The organism is Candidatus Poriferisodalis sp. (assembly GCF_965205175.1).
Lineage (GTDB): Bacteria > Actinomycetota > Acidimicrobiia > Acidimicrobiales > Poriferisodalaceae > Poriferisodalis.
Window position 1 is genome coordinate 1,948,123 of sequence record NZ_OZ242038.1, and the last position, 16,998, is coordinate 1,965,120.

General features: G+C 63.2%; 9 protein-coding genes and 1 pseudogene. All 10 read left to right on the forward strand.

Annotated elements, in window-relative coordinates:
- Positions 1-5 precede the first annotated feature (5 nt).
- The 10 genes and pseudogenes from ACOGI4_RS08500 to ACOGI4_RS08545 all read left to right on the forward strand — a co-directional run bounded on the left by ACOGI4_RS08500 (position 6) and on the right by ACOGI4_RS08545 (position 16,995).
- Positions 6-2,846: a TrlF family AAA-like ATPase gene (locus ACOGI4_RS08500; RefSeq protein ID WP_419841246.1), complete on the forward strand. Its 2,841-nt coding sequence runs from the start codon at positions 6-8 to the stop codon at positions 2,844-2,846.
- Positions 2,839-4,155, forward strand: coding sequence for an ATP-binding protein (locus ACOGI4_RS08505; protein WP_419841247.1), 1,317 nt, complete (start codon positions 2,839-2,841; stop codon positions 4,153-4,155). Before ACOGI4_RS08500 ends, ACOGI4_RS08505 begins: the two co-directional genes overlap by 8 nt.
- A gap of 98 nt (positions 4,156-4,253) precedes the next feature.
- Positions 4,254-4,376, forward strand: a pseudogene (locus tag ACOGI4_RS08510) (DUF1156 domain-containing protein); the annotation flags it as partial.
- Between the two features lie 253 nt (positions 4,377-4,629).
- A complete protein-coding gene (locus ACOGI4_RS08515) occupies positions 4,630-6,963 on the forward strand; it encodes a DUF1156 domain-containing protein (protein ID WP_419843146.1) in 2,334 nt (777 codons plus the stop codon).
- 74 nt (positions 6,964-7,037) lie between these two features.
- Positions 7,038-7,457 (forward strand): hypothetical protein, encoded by a 420-nt coding sequence (locus ACOGI4_RS08520; RefSeq protein ID WP_419841248.1) that lies wholly within the window; start codon positions 7,038-7,040, stop codon positions 7,455-7,457.
- A gap of 183 nt (positions 7,458-7,640) precedes the next feature.
- Complete coding sequence (locus tag ACOGI4_RS08525) at positions 7,641-10,910, forward strand: DUF499 domain-containing protein (protein WP_419841249.1); 3,270 nt, start codon at positions 7,641-7,643, stop codon at positions 10,908-10,910.
- A 115-nt stretch (positions 10,911-11,025) separates the two neighbouring features.
- Positions 11,026-11,784 (forward strand): hypothetical protein, encoded by a 759-nt coding sequence (locus ACOGI4_RS08530; RefSeq protein ID WP_419841250.1) that lies wholly within the window; start codon positions 11,026-11,028, stop codon positions 11,782-11,784.
- A gap of 290 nt (positions 11,785-12,074) precedes the next feature.
- Entirely contained in the window at positions 12,075-13,184 is a 1,110-nt protein-coding gene (locus tag ACOGI4_RS08535; RefSeq protein WP_419841251.1) for a hypothetical protein, read from the forward strand.
- 73 nt (positions 13,185-13,257) lie between these two features.
- A complete protein-coding gene (locus ACOGI4_RS08540; RefSeq protein WP_419841252.1) occupies positions 13,258-15,621 on the forward strand; it encodes a xanthine dehydrogenase family protein molybdopterin-binding subunit in 2,364 nt (787 codons plus the stop codon).
- 78 nt (positions 15,622-15,699) lie between these two features.
- On the forward strand, positions 15,700-16,995 hold the full coding sequence (locus tag ACOGI4_RS08545) for an O-acetylhomoserine aminocarboxypropyltransferase (protein ID WP_419843116.1): 1,296 nt from the start codon (positions 15,700-15,702) through the stop codon (positions 16,993-16,995).
- Positions 16,996-16,998: the final 3 nt, after the last annotated feature.

Consider the following 16,998-nt stretch of genomic DNA (forward strand, 5'->3'; position numbering starts at 1 on the left):
AGTGCATGGCCGATACACATCAAGACGCTTGGGAGTACCCGGGCGCGCGCTGGTGGAAGTTTGACTTTCACATTCACACACCTGCCTCGCCCGATTGGAAGGGTGATGACTATACATCGCCTGAAGATTGGCTGCTTGCCTTCATGCAAGCCAAAATCGACTGTGTGGCAATAACCGATCACAACACAGGCAGATGGATTGACAAACTGAAGACAGCATACGAAAATCTAAAGAAATCCGATTGCGCTGACTTTCGTCCAATATACATCTTTCCAGGCGTGGAAATCACGGCAGCCGGAGGCGTACATGTCCTCGCCATTTTCGATCCTCGACGCGCAGCCGAGGATATATCTGAGCTACTAGGCGCAGTAGACGTAAAGCGGGACCAAACGGAGGAGGCAGCCAAACAAAGTTTAGTAAAAATAACGGAAACGGTCGCACAAAAGGGCGCTGTTGTGATTCCTGCGCATGCAGATCTCGAGAAGGGCATTTGGAACGAACAGGGCAATACACTTAAAACTATACTCAAGAACAAGGACATTATCGCCGTTGAAGTCATTGACAGAACCAAACCAAAGCCGCAGATATATGTTGAGAGTCAACTTGAATGGACGGAGGTGATCGGATCCGATTTGCATCATTTGCCGTCAGCAACCGACGAGCCTACTTCGGTCTCGCGCTACACTTGGGTAAAGATGGCCACACCGAACATTGAAGGTCTCCGGTTAGCGCTACTAGATGGGTCTAAATTCTCCGTTGTACGGGCCGATGATGCTGACGCATCAATGCCGCCGCCGATTCCGCGCCAGTGTATTCGTGCTATTGAGATTGATAAGGCACGCTATATGGGCCGTAATGAATCGGCGAAGCTCGAATTCAGTCCGTGGCTGAACGTATTGATTGGTGGCCGCGGGACGGGTAAATCTACCGTATTGCATTGCCTTCGATTGGCGGCGCGGCGTGAAGCGGAGCTGCGTCAACTAGGCGAACATAGTAGCACTTGGCGGAATTTTAGCGGGTTTAATCATGTGGCAACAGTACGTGGTAGTGATGGAGGGTTGACCAGTGATAGCCACATAACTTGGACGCACTCCAAAGACGGGCGCCAATATCAGATTCACTTCCGGCAGGATACTAATGCAGACGACACGCTCGTGGAAATGCGGGATGGCAATGGTGACTGGCTAAGGCACGACGTGCAAGATGTGTACGAGCAACGGTTTCCGATCCGCATATTCGGTCAAGGCCAGATAGCTGAGTTAGCAGGTGAAGATCAATCAGCCCTTCTCCATCTTATTGACGAAGGTGCGAGTGTTGCCGACGACAAGGCGCGCTATGAGGAATGTCGCTCTGGCATATTGAAGGCGCGTGCCCACTTGCGGCAGCTCGATATCAAGTTAACGCAAAACCAACGTGCGAGCGTAGCGCTAGAGGACATCAGACAGCAGCTAGCGACCTGGGAGCAATCGGGCCATACTGAAGTGATTCAAGAGTACGAGCGCGGCCAGCAACAGCGTCATGAAATTGAACGCTATTTTGAAATGGCACAACGAGCGATTCGCTCGATCATTGAGGTTGCCGAGGAACTTCGAGCGGAGGATCCACGGCGAGACTCTTTCAATGCGGAGGATTCGGGAGACGAGTCCATATTGTCAATTATTGATGCCATTCGTAAAGGAGTGGACCAATCTGGTAAGGAGTTGGCTGATGTTGCTGCCCGGCTTGCCACGACGCTGAATGAACAGCGTAGGATGCTCGCGACAGGGATTTGGCAACGCCGATACGAGGAGATCTCGCTCAAGTATGACTCTTTGGATGCGTCGGATGCGCTCGAAACGGATGGCTCTAGCAGCTACTCTCAGTCGTACGGTAATCTAATGCATGAGCGCCGGCGGCTGGAAGGTGAATTACGAGAGAACGCTTCTCTAGCCGCTGAACGCACGGAGACCATTGAGCGTTTAGAAGCAGAGATGAGCCAGCTTCAACTTGCGCGACGTGCCATCAGCGACAAGCGTGCTAGATTTCTGAGCGAGACTATAAAGGATAACGAATACGTCCGCATTGAGTTGGTGAACTATGGCGACAATCTGCAAGCAGCTGCCGTGTCTCTACGTGAGGCGCTTGAACTGGAGTCGGACCGCTTCGAGAACGATATAGGCGGCCCTGGCGGCGATCCATCAGATACAGCAATCATTAACAGTCTCTTTCGCGATCTCCCATCGGCAATGGAAGAGCGTACATCTCGGATTGAGGACCGGCTCGACAAGCTACGCGAACGATTTATCTTGGCCTGTACGCTGGAAAATCAATCTAGCGATATTGTGTTCAGTTCACGCTTTGACAACAACTTGAGGACAAAGTACAATAGAAGGCCGGAGTTCCTCGATCGTATCTTGGCATGGTCGCCACCCGATAGTTTACATGTCGAGTATAGCATCTCCGGTAATGGCCGTGCATTTAGGCCCATACATCAGGGATCAGCAGGTCAACGTGCGGCAGCGATGCTGGCCCTGCTCCTCGCCTATGGGAACGAGCCGCTTATACTGGATCAACCGGAGGACGATTTGGATAACCAGTTGATTTATGATTTGATCGTACAACAAATACGCGATAGTAAGCGGCGACGCCAGATTGTCATCGTTACACACAACCCCAATATCGTTGTCAATGGTGATGCTGAGATGGTGCATGTTCTTGATTTCATTAAGGGCCAGTGCGTCGTATCTCAACGGGGGTCATTGCAGGACGCAGCGGTTCGTGAGGATGTATGCCGCGTTATGGAAGGTGGACGCGACGCTTTGGAACGCAGATACCGCCGACTTGAGATGACGACTACCGATGTTTGACACGAAGAGCGAACTTTTGGAAGCAATACGGTTAGGCGAGACATCGTTTCTTGAATTCAAAGAAGTGCGCTTTAGGGGCTTGGAGATCCGAGGCCCTAGTCGGGACGACTTGGCCAATGAATTGGCTGCGTTCGCGAACTCGGCTGGAGGTGTTTTGATGTTGGGTGTCGAGGATAGATCTCGCGCGATTGTCGGTATACCGCTGGAATCGGTTGATAATGTCGTGGATTATGTTAAAGAGATTTGCAGTGATTCGATAAGGCCGCCAATTGAATCCTATGTGCTGACTCGTGTACAGGTACCGTCCGCTATCGCAGATGACGATGATGTGATTGTCATCAAGATGGAGGTGCCGCGTAGCCTTTTTGTACACCAGAGTCCCGGAGGCTACTATCTGCGAGCGGGGGACTCAAAACGTGTGATGACACCGGATCTGCTGGCTCGACTGTTTCAGCAGCGTAGTCAAACGCGTCTGATACGGTTTGATGAGCAGCCAGTAGCAGGAGCGCGAATGGGAGACCTTGACCCTGATCTCTGCTCGCGGTTTCGTACTGCGAACTCGGACGAAAATGACGAGATATTCCTAGCGAAGCTCGGCATGATTGCTGAAACCAGTGACGGTTACTATTCGCCAACTATCTCTGGCATACTGATGGGTTGTGAGACTCCGCAAAGATGGTTGCCGAATGCGTATGTGCAGGCGGTAGCGTATAGAGGAGCTGTCCTTGAAGCTAGCCGCGAAGGCGGCGGTTACCAGCTCGATGCGGTGGATATCACCGGTCCATTGGATGTGCAAGTTGGCGAGGCAGTGCGCTTCGTTGTTAGACATATGAGGACGAGTGCGTCGAAGATCGTCGGACGTATTGACGAACCCCAGTTCGATCATGCGGTGGTGTTCGAGGCAATGGTGAACGCGGTGGCTCATCGTGACTACTCGATTCACGGAGCCAAGATCCGCTTGCGTCTGTATGACGATCGGCTGGAGCTTTTTTCGCCGGGCTCGCTTGCGAACTCGCTGACAGTGGATTCCTTGCGCTATCGGCAGTCGGCGCGCAATGAGACCATCTGCAGCCTACTGTCTCGGTGTCGGGTGCCAGACGTGCCGTGGCTCTCTGGGGCTCGCATGCACTTTATGGAGCGACGAGGCGAAGGCGTGCCGATCATCCTCGACAAGAGCACGGCGATCGCCGGGCGCGAGCCCGAGTACCGCCTGTTCGACGACGCGGAGCTGATGCTCACGATCTACGCTGGCGAGCCGGGTTATTCGGTGAGGCACCTGACCGATGAGCAACGGGCGGCGCTGTGGTAACCGGTTATGCGCCCGTGGCGGAGTTCGGGCCGAAGCTGATCGAGGTGGCGCTGCCGTTGGCGGCCATCAACGCTGCGGGTTCCAAGGAGAAGAGCATCGTGTACGGACACCCAGCAGCTCTGCATCAGTGGTGGGCCCGACGGCCGCTGGCAGCGGCACGGGCTGTGATCTGGGCGTCACTGGTGGACGACCCTTCGGCCGACGGCTGCCGAGACCCCGAAGGCAACCTGCTGCTCACCGAAGTAGCGCAGGACAGGGAACGGCAGCGGCTGTTTGCCATCTTGGAACGGCTCGTCAAGTGGGAGAACTCCAACAACGAGGCGGTGCTCGCTGAGGCTCGAGCGGAGATTGAACGCGCGTTCCCCGACGGCCCGCCCCCAATCTTGGACCCGTTTGCGGGGGGGGGGGTCGATCCCCTTAGAAGCCCAGCGCCTCGGGCTGCAGGCACTCGCAGGCGACCTCAACCCCGTCGCGGTGCTCATCAACAAGGCGATGATCGAGATTCCGCCGCGCTTCGCCGGCCTGCCGCCGGTGCATCCCGACATCGACACCAGCTTGAAGACGTGGGAGCGCGCGCAGGGTCTCGCGGCAGATGTGGAGGCGTACGGGCGCTGGATGCGCGACGAGGCGCAGAGGCGTATCGGCCACCTGTACCCGGATGCGACCGGGCCTGACGGCGAGAAGCTGACGCCGATCGCCTGGATCTGGGCTCGTACAGTCGAATCGCCAAACCCGAGTTGGTTCGGCCATGTGCCGTTGGTGGCCTCGTGGGTGCTGCGCAACAAGAAAGGCAAGCCAACCGTCTGGATCGAGCCGATCATCGACCGCGAGACGCAGACCATCAGCTACGAGGTGCGCGAGGGCGGCGAGCCAACGCCTGAACGCACTGTCATTCGTGGCAACGGCACCTGCATTGCCACCGGTGCTGCGATACCCAATGCGTACATCAAGGCGGAAGGCCGCGCTGGACGCATGAAGAGCCAACTCATGGCGGTTGTGGCTGAGGGTCAAGGCGGCAAGATCTACTGCTCGCCGCAGGTCGGCGACACAGCAGGTGCAGATATTGGGCTGCCGACTGCTGGTTTGCCAACTGAGTCAATTGCGGCGAATCCCCGTTACATGCTCCCGCCGCTCTACGGCATGAATGAGTGGCACAAACTGTTCACACCTCGACAGCTAGTCGCCCTGACGACATTTTCGGACTTGCTCACCGACGTCGCCGCCAATGTACGAGGTGATGCGGCGCGCGCAGGACTGTCAGCTAAGGGCGCGAGATTGCGCGACAACGGCGCAGGATCGATCGCATATGCCGACGCGATCGTGACCTACCTGGCATTTGTCATTGACAAATGTGCCGACTATTGGTCGTCGATCTGTACTTGGCAACCGGGCAGCGATAAGGTTGGACATACCTTTGGTATGCATGCACTGCCAATCGCTTGGAACTACGCTGAAAGCAATCCGTTCTCGAACTCGTCAGGGCGCATGCAGAGCCTCTTGCGGGCGGCATGTCTTGCCATCGGTGCGTTACCGAGTTCACAACACGCAACGGGTACTCCGAATACGACTGACATGGCGACTCAGCAGGATGCTCGGACACATCTTGAGGCTCTTCAAGGTGTCATCATCTCGACTGACCCACCTTACTACGACAATGTGCCTTTCGCAGATATTTCCGACTTTTTCTTCATGTGGTTGCGCCAAAATCTCAGCGAGGTCTGGCCCGCTGAATTGGGGACACTCTCTACTCCTAAAGCAGACGAATTGGTAGCTGACCGGATGCGCGCTGGTTCATTAGAGGCGGCGAATCGCTACTTTGAGTCTGGTATCGGAGAGTTTGTGCACCAAGTATACCGCCAGAGCCACCGGACAGCACCCGCTACGATCTACTACGCCTTCAAGGCAACAGAGAAGCACGGCTGGGCGACATTCCTGCAGGCGGTAGTTGATTCCGGAATACAGGTAGCGGCGACTTGGCCCATGCGCACTGAACGTGGAACTCGTTTGCGAAATCTTGGCTCGAACGCGTTGGCTTCCTCGATCGTGTTGGCCTGTCGGCCTCGCCCTGAACGGGCGCCAATGGCGACGCGGGGGGAGTTCATTGCGGCGTTGCGCAGAGAACTGCCGGAGGCGGTGCGGCTGCTGCAGACGGGCAACATTGCACCGGTGGACATGGCGCAGTCCACGATTGGGCCGGGAATCAGGGTGTTCTCACGCTACGCCAAGGTCGTCGAGACAGACGGTTCTGCGATGCCGGTGTCGGCAGCGCTGGGGATCATCAACGACGTGCTGGGCGAAGTGCTCGACGGTGAAGAAGCCGAGCTGGACGCAGACACCCGGTTCGCGCTGAGCTGGTATGCCGAGTTTGAGTATCGCGATGGCGCGGCGGGCGACGCGGAGAGCATGGCGAAGGCCAAGAACACGTCGCTTGAAGGTCTGCAAGCGTCGGGCATCGGCACGGCACGCGCCGGCAAGTTCCGGTTGTATACACGCAGCGAGCTGGAACCGGACTGGAATCCAGCCCAAGACGACCGGTTCACGGTGTGGGAAGCGCTGCAGCACCTCGTGGCCACACTCGAGCGGTCCGAGACCGAGGCGGCGGAGCTGCTGCACACGCTGGGTGGCCACGGGGAGCGGGCGCGCCAGCTCGCCTATCTGCTGTACCAGAAAGCCGACGAGAAGGGCTGGTCGGCAGAGGCCAACGCCTACAACGGCCTCATCACCGCCTGGCCCAACCTGCGCGAAGGGGCTCTCGCTGCGGCCGATCGAGCCACAGCGCCCGTCGAAGATGAGCTGTTCACGCGCTGAGCGCCGCTCGCGCCGCTTGATGCCTGCGACGAAAATGCGCTTGCTGCGATTTCCGTGTCGGGTAAGGTCGTGCCATGGAGTGGTCCGCGGCCGTGCCATTGCTCACCGTGGCGCTTTCGCTCGTCGTTGCGATCGTGGCGGGAGTGTGGGCGATCATCAAGTGGGGCTTCCAGTCCATCCAGCAGCAGTTCGGCCAGATGCAGCAGCAAATTGGCCAGTTGCAGGGGCAGTTCGGCCAGTTGCAGGGGCAGTTCGGCAAGATGCAGGGGCAGTTCGGCAAGATGCAGCAGCAATTCAGTCAGCTGGCCAAGCGTGTCGACGACTCTCGCGATCATGTCATCGAACTCATGAACGCACGCTTCGAGAAGGTCGACCAGCGGTTGGACGGCATGGATCGGCGTATCGACGAGGTACGAGCCGACCTGCGGGCGCTCGTGGTTCGGGTGGAGGCGCTGGCGGATTTCAGGGTGCCCGTCGCAGCCAAACCGACCTAACGCGCCGCGCAAGCTGTCGCCCGTCCGAGGAGGCGGTGCGCGCTGCGGGCGCACGTTGCCGCGTGTCACAAGGCCGCGAGTGCAAGAACAGCGTGTCACAGGGCTTGCGTAGCGTGCTTGCGGCGCTCACGTTGTGTGGTCTTTGGCGCACGGCCGCGCGGCTGAACGGGAGGTAGGCACGTCATGGCGATGTCGAACGCTGACCGCGTCTCGAAGGCACTCGACCTGCTGAGCGACGGCTTGCGGGCTGCGTGCGAGCAGACGTGGCAAGGCTTCTACGGCGAGGACTGGCTGGCGCGTGTTCGCGACCAAGTACACCGGGCGCCCCGGGAGGCGGGCACCCACGACGTGGCCTTTGTGCTGAGCGGCATCAAGGCCACGTGGGGCGACGTCTTCAGCCACGGCTACCCGCCGCAGGTGCGGTCCTTGGTGTTCGAGGTGGCCGATGCGCGCAACAGCTGGGCGCACAAGCAGGCGCTCAACAGCGACGACACGTCCCGCGCCCTCGATTCCATGGAACGGCTGCTCGAAGCATTCGGCAACAGCGACGAGCGACAGAAGATCCGCACGCTGCGCCGTGACTTGATGCGGCAAGTCTTCGACGAGGAATCGCGCAGCGAACGGCGACGTTCTGCGGCTCGGCCCACCGAAGGCAAACCGCTGGAGGGCCTCACTCCATGGCGCGAGATCATCACGCCGCACGCCGACGTGGCGTCCGGTCGCTTCAGCCAAGCCGAGTTTGCCGCAGACCTGTACGAGGTCGCCCGGGGCGGCGCCGCCGAGGAGTACCAAGACCCCGAAGCGTTCTTCGCGCGGACCTACCTCACCGCCGGCTTGTCTGAGCTGCTGGTGGGAGCAGCGCGTCGCCTCGCGGGTCGCGGCGGCGACCCGGTCATCGAGCTGCAGACCAACTTCGGCGGCGGCAAGACGCACGCCATGATCGCTCTGTACCACCTCGCCTCCGGCGTTCCTGCTGCGCAGCTGCCGGGAGTGTCGGAGATGCTGGTGGAGGCCAGTCTCGAACTGCCGGACGCGATCAACCGGGCAGTGCTGGTCGGTCAGATGATCTCACCCGCTGCGCCGGAGCAGGTCGAAGCGGAAATGTCGCTGCACACGCTGTGGGGCCACTTGGCCTACCAGCTCGGCGGAATGGACGGCTACGAGCTGGTCCGGGCCGACGACGAAGCGGGCACCAACCCGGGCGGGTCGTTGCGCGAGCTGCTCCGGCGCTACGGCCCTGCCGTCGTGCTCATCGACGAGTGGGTCGCCTACGCCCGCCAGCTGCTCGGTGTGTCTTCCGAGGGAAGGCGGCTCGCCGCCGGAGACTTCGACACCCAGTTCACGTTCGCGCAGAGCCTCACGGAGGCGGCCGCCGCATCCGACAACGTGGTACTGCTGGTCACCGTCCCGGAGTCCGTCATCGAGACCGGCGGTGCGCACGGCCAGACGGCCTTGGATCGGCTGAAGAACGTCGTCGGCCGTAACGCTGCGCAGTGGCAGCCGGCCACCACCGATGAATCGTTCGAGATTGTCCGTCGGCGGCTGTTCGACCCGATAGAGCCCGACAAGGCGCGAGTGCGTGACGGCGTTGTCCGTGCATTCAGCGAGATGTATGGCAAGGACACCGGCGCCTTCCCCACCGGCACGGCGGAGGCCGACTATCGGCGGCGCATGGAGCTGTGCTACCCGATCCATCCCGAGCTGTTCGACCGGCTGTTCGAGGATTGGTCCGACTTGGACAAGTTCCAGCGCACACGCGGAGTACTGCGCTTGATGGCCACGGTGATCTCTGAGCTGTGGCAGCGCAACGACCAGTCACTGCTCATCATGCCCGGCAACGTGCCCATGGACGCCAGCACGGTGGTGGGCGAGCTGAAGCGGTATCTTGAGGACAACTGGGATTCGGTGATCAAATCCGATGTCGACGGGCCGAATGCGCTGCCGCTGCACATCGACATCGAGTACAAGCACTTCGGCAGAGTGTCCGCGACGCGACGTGCAGCACGCACGGCGTACTTGGGCTCGGCGCCACGGCCCGAGGGCAAGCAGGGTGTGGACGTCAGGTCGGTGGTGCTCGGATGCGCACAGCCCGGCGAGCCCACGGGTCAGTTCGCGGATGCGCTGCGGCGCCTGTCGGACCGGGCGACCCACCTGTACCTTGACGGGGTTCAGTACTGGTACTCGCTGGTCCCCAACGTCACGAGGACGGCGAAGGACCGGGCGGACTCGAAGTACGGCGACCGCGAAGCCGACGACGAGATCAGAGCGCGCATCACGGCGCAGCGGGGGCGGGGCAGCTTCGTGGCTGTGCATCCGTTCGTCGCGGGACCGGGTGACGTGCCGGACAGCGACGACGGCGTGCGCCTGGTGGTGCTGACGCCTGAGGTGACACATTCGGGTGGCACGCAGACATCGCCTGCTGTCGAGTTGGCGGAGCGCATCGTGGGTCAGCGAGACGCCGGCCCGCGACTGCATCAGAACATGCTCGTGTTCGTGGCTGCGGCGGCGAACCGCCTCGCAGAGCTGCGCAGTGCCGCCAGGTACTTCCTCGCCTGGAGTTCCATCGTCGAGGACCGCCTCACGCTGGACCTGACGGCTCAGCAGCAGCGCCAAGCGGAGAGCAAGAGAGCGGAGGCGTCACAGCAGGTGGACAGCATGATCGCCGAGACCTTCACCCATGTGCTGTTGCCGTCTCGGCAGCCTGGCACGGCGGACATCGAATGGCAGACGATGAGAGCCGCCGCCGCCGGCGATATCGGCGAACGCATCAGCAAGCGGTTGGGAAGTGAGGAGCAGCTGATCGACCGGTACTCGGGAGGGCGGGTGCGCATGGAGCTCGACAAGCACAGTCTGTGGAGCGAGCGGGGAGATGTGCCGGTGGCAGCGCTGTGGGAGGCGTATGCGCGCTACCCGTACATGTCGCGCCTGGCCTCGCGTGAGGTGCTCGAACGAGCCATCAGCGACGGTGTCTCGCAGCTGAACTGGCAGCAGGAGACGTTCGCCTACGCCTTCGCGCACGACGGAGACACGTGGCTGGGTGTGCGAGCCGGCGAGCATGTCGAGCTGTCGGCCAGCGGCTTGCTCGTGCGCCCCGATTGCGTGCTGGAAACGCCGACGCGCACGCCGGCTGCTGACGAGGCCCCGCCCGAGGCCGCCGCCGGGCAGGGTCACCACAGCGCCGAGAAGTTGTTCGACGAGCCGCGTACGGACGCTGCCCGGGACGAGCACGGCGCGGACCCCACCGGCTTCTACGCCCGGTTTCGGCTTGACAGCGTGCGCGGCATCGGGCAGCTCCACGACATCCTCGAGCATGTCGGGACCCATCTCGGGCCCGACCTCGAGCTAGAACTCGAGCTGCGTGCGAGCGACGCCGCCGGCTACTCCGAGAGCACGCGCCGTACGGTCAGCGAGAACGCCCAGAGCCTCATGGCCCAAGCTGCGGAATTCGAGTGACCGCCCGAAGCGCGTGACCGCGCCGGAGCTGCGATTGCGAGCGCCGCTGAGTGCAACACGACGCAGCTTTCGATAATGCGCTTGCGGTGCCGGATGCGGGAAGTAAGGTCTCGACATGGACTGGTCGGGAGTTGTGCCGCTGCTCACCGTGGGGCTGTCGCTCGTCGTCACTCTGACGACTGGGGTGTGGGCGCTCATCAAATGGGGCTTCCGAGCCCATGCGCGCGAGATCGGTCTGCTCTCCAAGCACATTGACCGTGGCTTCGAGGGCTTCACTCGAAACGTGGATGCCCGGTTCGGGGCCGTGAACCAGCGGATGGGCGATAGGTTCGATGCTGTGGACCAGCGGATGGGCGATAGGTTCGATGCTCTGGACCAGCGGATGGACGATAGGTTCGATGCTCTGGACCAGCGGATGGACGATCGCTTCGACGCGGTGGACCAGCGCTTCGATGCTGTGGATCAGCGGATGGACGATCGGTTTGATGCGGTGGACCAGCGCTTCGATGCTGTGGATCAGCGGATGGACGATCGGTTTGATGCGGTGGACCAGCGCTTCGATGCTGTGGATCAGCGGATGGACGATCGGTTTGATGCGGTGGACCAGCGCTTCGATGCTGTGGATCAGCGGATGGACGATCGGTTTGATGCGGTGGACCAGCGCTTCGATGCTGTCGACAAGCGGATGGGCGATCGGTTTGATGCTGTCGATCAGCGTTTTGGTGCCGTCGATAAGCGGTTCGATGCGGCCGATCGCCGCATGGACGAATTTCGTGTTGACCTCCGCGAGCTACGTGTCGATCTCAAGGCCGTGGTGGAGCGGGTGGAAGCGCTGACGGCCTCCAACCTGCCAGTCGCTGCTCGCCCGGCCTGACGGAGCGCACAAGCCAGAGGCGTGCCAAGAGCGGTCTGCTGCGGCAGTCACGCCACGTGTCGTGACCTCGGCTTGGTGCTCGTCTCAAGCCGATCTTGCGTGGCCGGTGTCCGACAAAGCGGTACCACAAGGCATCACGGCGGCGCGGACCGTCCCGCCGAGCGTACGACCGACGCAATGTCACACCCCTGTGGTGAGATCGTGGTTGCGGCGACTTGGCGCGCGCCACCGACGTGCGCGCAGTGCCGCAAGGCAACTCAAGAGCAATCCACTAGACGCAAGGAGCCGTCATGGGCAAGCGCAGCAGCATTCGTCGACAAGCCGTACCGTCGTGCTTCCGGATCGTGCCGTCGACTGGCGCAAGCGAAGCATCAACGACTGCGGCGCCGGTGCAGAGCGATCGCCGCCGCGACCGGCTTCGTGAAGCAGAAGCCGAAGCGCAGCAGAACTGGGCTGCGTTGGTCGAGACCCGCGCGCATCTGGCCGAGACGCGGGAGCGGCTGACTCAGATTTGCGAGGAGCTCGCGGCGAGCCAAGCGGTGGTGGCAGAGCAGCGAGCGCAGATCGCCGAACAGCGCGCCGAGTTCGCGGCGGCGCGGCAGGCGGGAACCTACTCGAGCAACCGCATCCGTCGGCTCCGGTCCAAGGTGCGTCAGTTGTACCAGGACAACGCAATGCTCTCAGAGCGGCAGCTCTCGGAGGCGCTGCAGACCGAGCGCCATCTGCGTGAGCGCATTCGCCGGCTGAGGTGCAAGGTGCGTCGGCAATCTCCGCAACTCGCCCAGATTCCCGAGCTGCAGCGCCTCGCCGCTGAGGTCCCTGAGCTGCGGAAGCGGGTCGCTGAGGTGGCGGCGGTCAATGTGGCCGCACTACAGGCCGCAGCTGCCCAGTCAGGCCCCCATGGTGCGCTCGCGGGTGCCGTACACAGCGTTGGCAACGCCTTGGAAGCCGCGACTCAGTCTTTGGTGTTGAGCATCCCGGAAGCGGTCGTCACCGCCGCAGTCACGGAAATGGATGTCTCGGGCAAGCGAGCGTCCCGCGGCCGGGCCGTCCTCGACGCACTGCGAGCGTTGCAGTGTTACGCCTTGGACGCAGACCCCGGAGGTGATTTTCGGCACTGGTGCGATCAGGCCTCCGGTGCGGCCTCCTATCCGGCCAATCGGATTGCGATGAATGAGTCGGAGAGCGTGCTGCAGGACCCAGAGTTGCGCAAGGAGCGGATGTTTCCCGTCGATCCAGTTCTGGAGCCCAGCGGGCAGCAGCTGATGGTCGCGCATATCAGGCTCAGCAACGGTGCCGCGGCGCCGCGGCTGTACTTCTTTGACGACACTCGCGGACCGACGCGCAAGATCCACATCGGCTACATCGGGCCGCACCTGCCGACAAAGCGGTTCCAGTGACCAGCGATTCCATTGAGCAGAGCCGGCTTGGGCGGCTTGCTGCTGGCAGCGACCCTGTGGCTACCGTGGCTGCGTGACCATCGCTCGGCTCGCGGTTGAGGACATGCCGATGCTGCGAGGCACTGCTCGCTACACCGCCGATCTGCCGGCACCACCGGGCTGCCTGCACGCAGCGTTCGTGCGCTCGACAGTTGCCCACGGCGAGCTTCGCCAGGTTGATCTGCGCGAAGCCGAGCGGGCCGCGGGAGTCGTCGCAGCCTTCGACGCTGCCGGTCTTGGATTGGAACCGCTGGAGTACTACCGAGCGACCACGGTGGGCGGGAAGATGGCTCGCCCGCTGCTGGCAGACGGTCGCGTGCGGTTCGTCGGCGAGCCCGTCGCTGTGCTGCTGGCGAACTCGCCCGCACAGGCGCTCGACGCTGCCGAGCTGGTCACCACCGACATCAACGTGCTGCCGGCCGTCATCGACCCCGAGCGGGCCGCAGCGGACGATGTGCTGCTGTTCGGAGACGCAGGCACGAACGTGGTTCGACCGCTCGATCCGCTCGACGGCGGCGGCTTCGTGTCGCCACCGACGGCGCTCGGCGATTCAACATCGGCACCGCCCGCTGCAGCCGATGAGGACCCGTGCGCCGGCGCACACTGCGTGGTGGAGCTGGCGTGCGAGAACCACCGGGTCACCTCGCTGCCGATCGAGCCCTGCGCCGTCGTCGCCTCGCCATTCGAGTCGATCCGGGGCACGCCGCTGGCCGACGGCGCGTCGCCCGACTGCGAGATCGACATCTGGAGCACCGGCCAAGGCGTACACAGCGCGCCGTACCTGTACCGCCGGCTACTGGGCGTGCCGCTCAGCGCGCTGCGCGTCCGCGAGCCTCACGTCGGCGGCGGCTTCGGCGGACGCGGCGACCCGATGCCGGAGTTCTTCGTGGTGGCGCGGGCTGCTCAGCTTCTCGGTCGCCCCGTGCGCTGGGTGCAGAGCCGCCAAGAGCAGTTCGTCTCCATGCCCTACGGGCGCGGCCAGCGCCACCGCATCCGCATGGGCTTCGACGCCGAGGGACGCATCGTGGGGCTCGACTCAGTCATGTGGTGCGACGCAGGCGCCTACCCGCACATGGCGCCGATGCTGGCGGCTGCCAGCTACCGCCAGAGCACCGGCATGTACCGAGTGCCGCGGCTGCGCTACCGCTACGGCGCCGCCGTCACGAACACGCCACCTACCGGCGCCTACCGCGGCGCAGGCCAGCCCGAAGTGAACGCCGCGCTCGAACGCGCCATTGACGCAGGGGCTCGCCGGCTCGGCCTCGACCCTGTCGAGATCCGCCGCCGCAATCTGCTGCGCAGCGACGAGCTGCCGTATGACACCGGCACCGGCATCACCATCGACAGCGGCGATCCGCTTCGGGCACTCCAAGCTGCGCAGACGCTCATCGACGCACCGCGCCGGCAGGCACTGGCCGTGCAGCGACGGGCAACCGGTGACACTGCAGCGTTGATCGGCGTCGGCTACGGGTGCTACAGCCAGACCGCAGGCAGCGGCGACGACCCCGATTATGCATCGCTGGAGCTGCAGCCCGACGGCACGGTGCTGGTGACCTGCGGCAGCCACGGTCACGGCCAAGGCCATCACAGCTTGTGGGCTCAGATCGTCAGCACCGGCGTCGGCATCAGTGCAGAGGCCGTGCAGGTGAACGACGCAGACTCGGCAGCTTCATCGCACGGTGGGGTCACCGGAGGATCGCGCACGGCCTCGGTGCTCGGCAGCCAGATTGCCGCGGCCGCTGCCGAGCTGCGGCACCGCATCTGCGAGATCGCCGGCGATCTGCTCGAAGCCGGCGCGGACGACGTCAAGCTGACCTCGAACGGCGCGCATGTCGCGGGAGTGCCGTCACGACTGGTCGGCTGGCCCGACATTGCCGCTGCTTCGCCGCAGGGCATCAGCGCAACCGTCACCCAGCGCCGCAGCGGCCCCACCCACCCCTACGGCACGCACGCCGCAGCAGTCGAAGTGGATGCCGAGACCGGTCAGGTCACGCTGGCGGCATTCGCCGCAGTGGACGACTGCGGCCGCGTGTTGGACGATGCCTCCACGCAGGGCCAGCAGCACGGGGGAGCGGTAGCCGGCATCTCCCAAGCGCTGATGGAAGCTGCGCACTGGGACCCGGACGGCACGCCGCGCACCACCACGCTGGCCGATTACCCGATTCCCGCAGCCGCCGACATGCCGCGTATCGACACGGCACGGCTCGGCATCCCGACCGGCCGCAACGAGCTGGGCACTCGGGGCATCGGCGAGAACGGCGCCATCGCCGCACCGCCGGCTGTGCAGAACGCGGTCATCGACGCAGTAGCGCACCTCGGCGTGACCGACATCGACATGCCGCTCACGCCACAGCGCGTCTGGGAGGCCATTCGTTCCGCGCAGGCCGTGACCGGCTGAGGCAGCCGCTTCCGGGCACACCCGTCGGAGGGCGGCAATGGCAATACAGTGGCTGCTCGCGTGGCCGAGGAGGCAGACATGGTCGAGCCGGACTTCTTGCACTTCGACACGCTGGCGTTGCACGCGGGCCAGCAGCCCGACCCCACGACGGGCGCTCGCGCAGTGCCGATCTACCAGACGACCTCGTTCAGCTTCACAGACACCGACCATGCCGCAAGCCTGTTCAACCTGGAGATACCGGGCCACATCTACAGCCGCATCTCCAATCCGACTGTGGCCGTGCTGGAGGAGCGGATCGCCGCGCTCGAAGGGGGAGTCGGCGCAGTGTGTACCGCCAGCGGCATGGCGGCGTTCCACCTCGCGTGCGCCACGATCGCCTCGGCTGGGGACCACATCGTGGCCAGCCGCAACATCTACGGCGGCACCCACAACATCCTCAGCCTGACGCTGCCCCGCTTCGGCATCACTACCACCTTCGTGGACCCACGCGACCTGGAGGCGTGGCGCAGCGCCATCGAGTCCAACACCAAGGTGCTGTTCGCCGAGACGCTGGGCAACCCGGGCATCGAAGTGCTTGACGTGCCCGCCGTGGCCGCCGTGGCGCACGAGGCCGGCCTGCCGCTGATGCTGGACGCCACCTTCACCACGCCGCACCTGATGCGGCCCATCGAACTGGGCGCAGACATCGTGATGCACAGCGCCACCAAGTTCCTCGGCGGGCACGGCATCGCCATCGGAGGCGTCGTGGTGGACGGCGGGCGCTTCGACTGGGCCGCATCGGGCAAGTTCCCGACGCTGAGCGAGCCGTACGCGGGCTACCACGGCATCGCCTTCGCCGACGAATACGGGCCACAGGCGCTCTCGATGCGAGCACGAGCCGAGGGACTGCGCGACTTCGGCGCGGCCATGAGCCCGGCGGTGGCGTTCCACTTGCTGCAAGGAGTCGAGACGCTCCCGCTGCGCATGGACCGCCATGTTGCCAACACCGAGGCGGTCGTGGAGTTCCTCGCCGCCCACGACGCCGTGAGCTGGGTGAGCCACCCCTCGGTGCCCACGCACCCCGACCACGAGCTCGCCCAGCGCCTGCTGCCCAAGGGCGCTGGCGCGATCCTGAGCTTCGGCATCGAAGGCGGTCGCGACGCAGGAAGGCGCTTCATCGAAGCGGTGCGGCTGGCGTCACATCTCGCGAACGTGGGCGACGCCAAGACGCTGGTGATCCATCCCGCTAGCACCACCCACCAGCAGATGAGCGCCGACGATCTGGCCGCGGCCGGTGTCGGCGAGGACTTGGTGCGGCTCTCGGTGGGCCTCGAGCACCCCGGCGACATCATCTCGGACCTGTCCCGAGCACTGCGGGCCTCCCAGAAAGGCTGATGC

Bases quoted from the DNA above. Each gene is read 5' to 3' on its own strand.
- ACOGI4_RS08500 (WP_419841246.1), top strand. From the start codon at position 6: ATGGCCGATACACATCAAGACGCTTGGGAGTACCCGGGCGCGCGCTGG.
- ACOGI4_RS08505 (WP_419841247.1), top strand. From the start codon at position 2,839: ATGTTTGACACGAAGAGCGAACTTTTGGAAGCAATACGGTTAGGCGAG.
- ACOGI4_RS08520 (WP_419841248.1), top strand. From the start codon at position 7,038: ATGGAGTGGTCCGCGGCCGTGCCATTGCTCACCGTGGCGCTTTCGCTC.
- ACOGI4_RS08525 (WP_419841249.1), top strand. From the start codon at position 7,641: ATGGCGATGTCGAACGCTGACCGCGTCTCGAAGGCACTCGACCTGCTG.
- ACOGI4_RS08530 (WP_419841250.1), top strand. From the start codon at position 11,026: ATGGACTGGTCGGGAGTTGTGCCGCTGCTCACCGTGGGGCTGTCGCTC.
- ACOGI4_RS08535 (WP_419841251.1), top strand. From the start codon at position 12,075: ATGGGCAAGCGCAGCAGCATTCGTCGACAAGCCGTACCGTCGTGCTTC.
- ACOGI4_RS08545 (WP_419843116.1), top strand. From the start codon at position 15,700: ATGGTCGAGCCGGACTTCTTGCACTTCGACACGCTGGCGTTGCACGCG.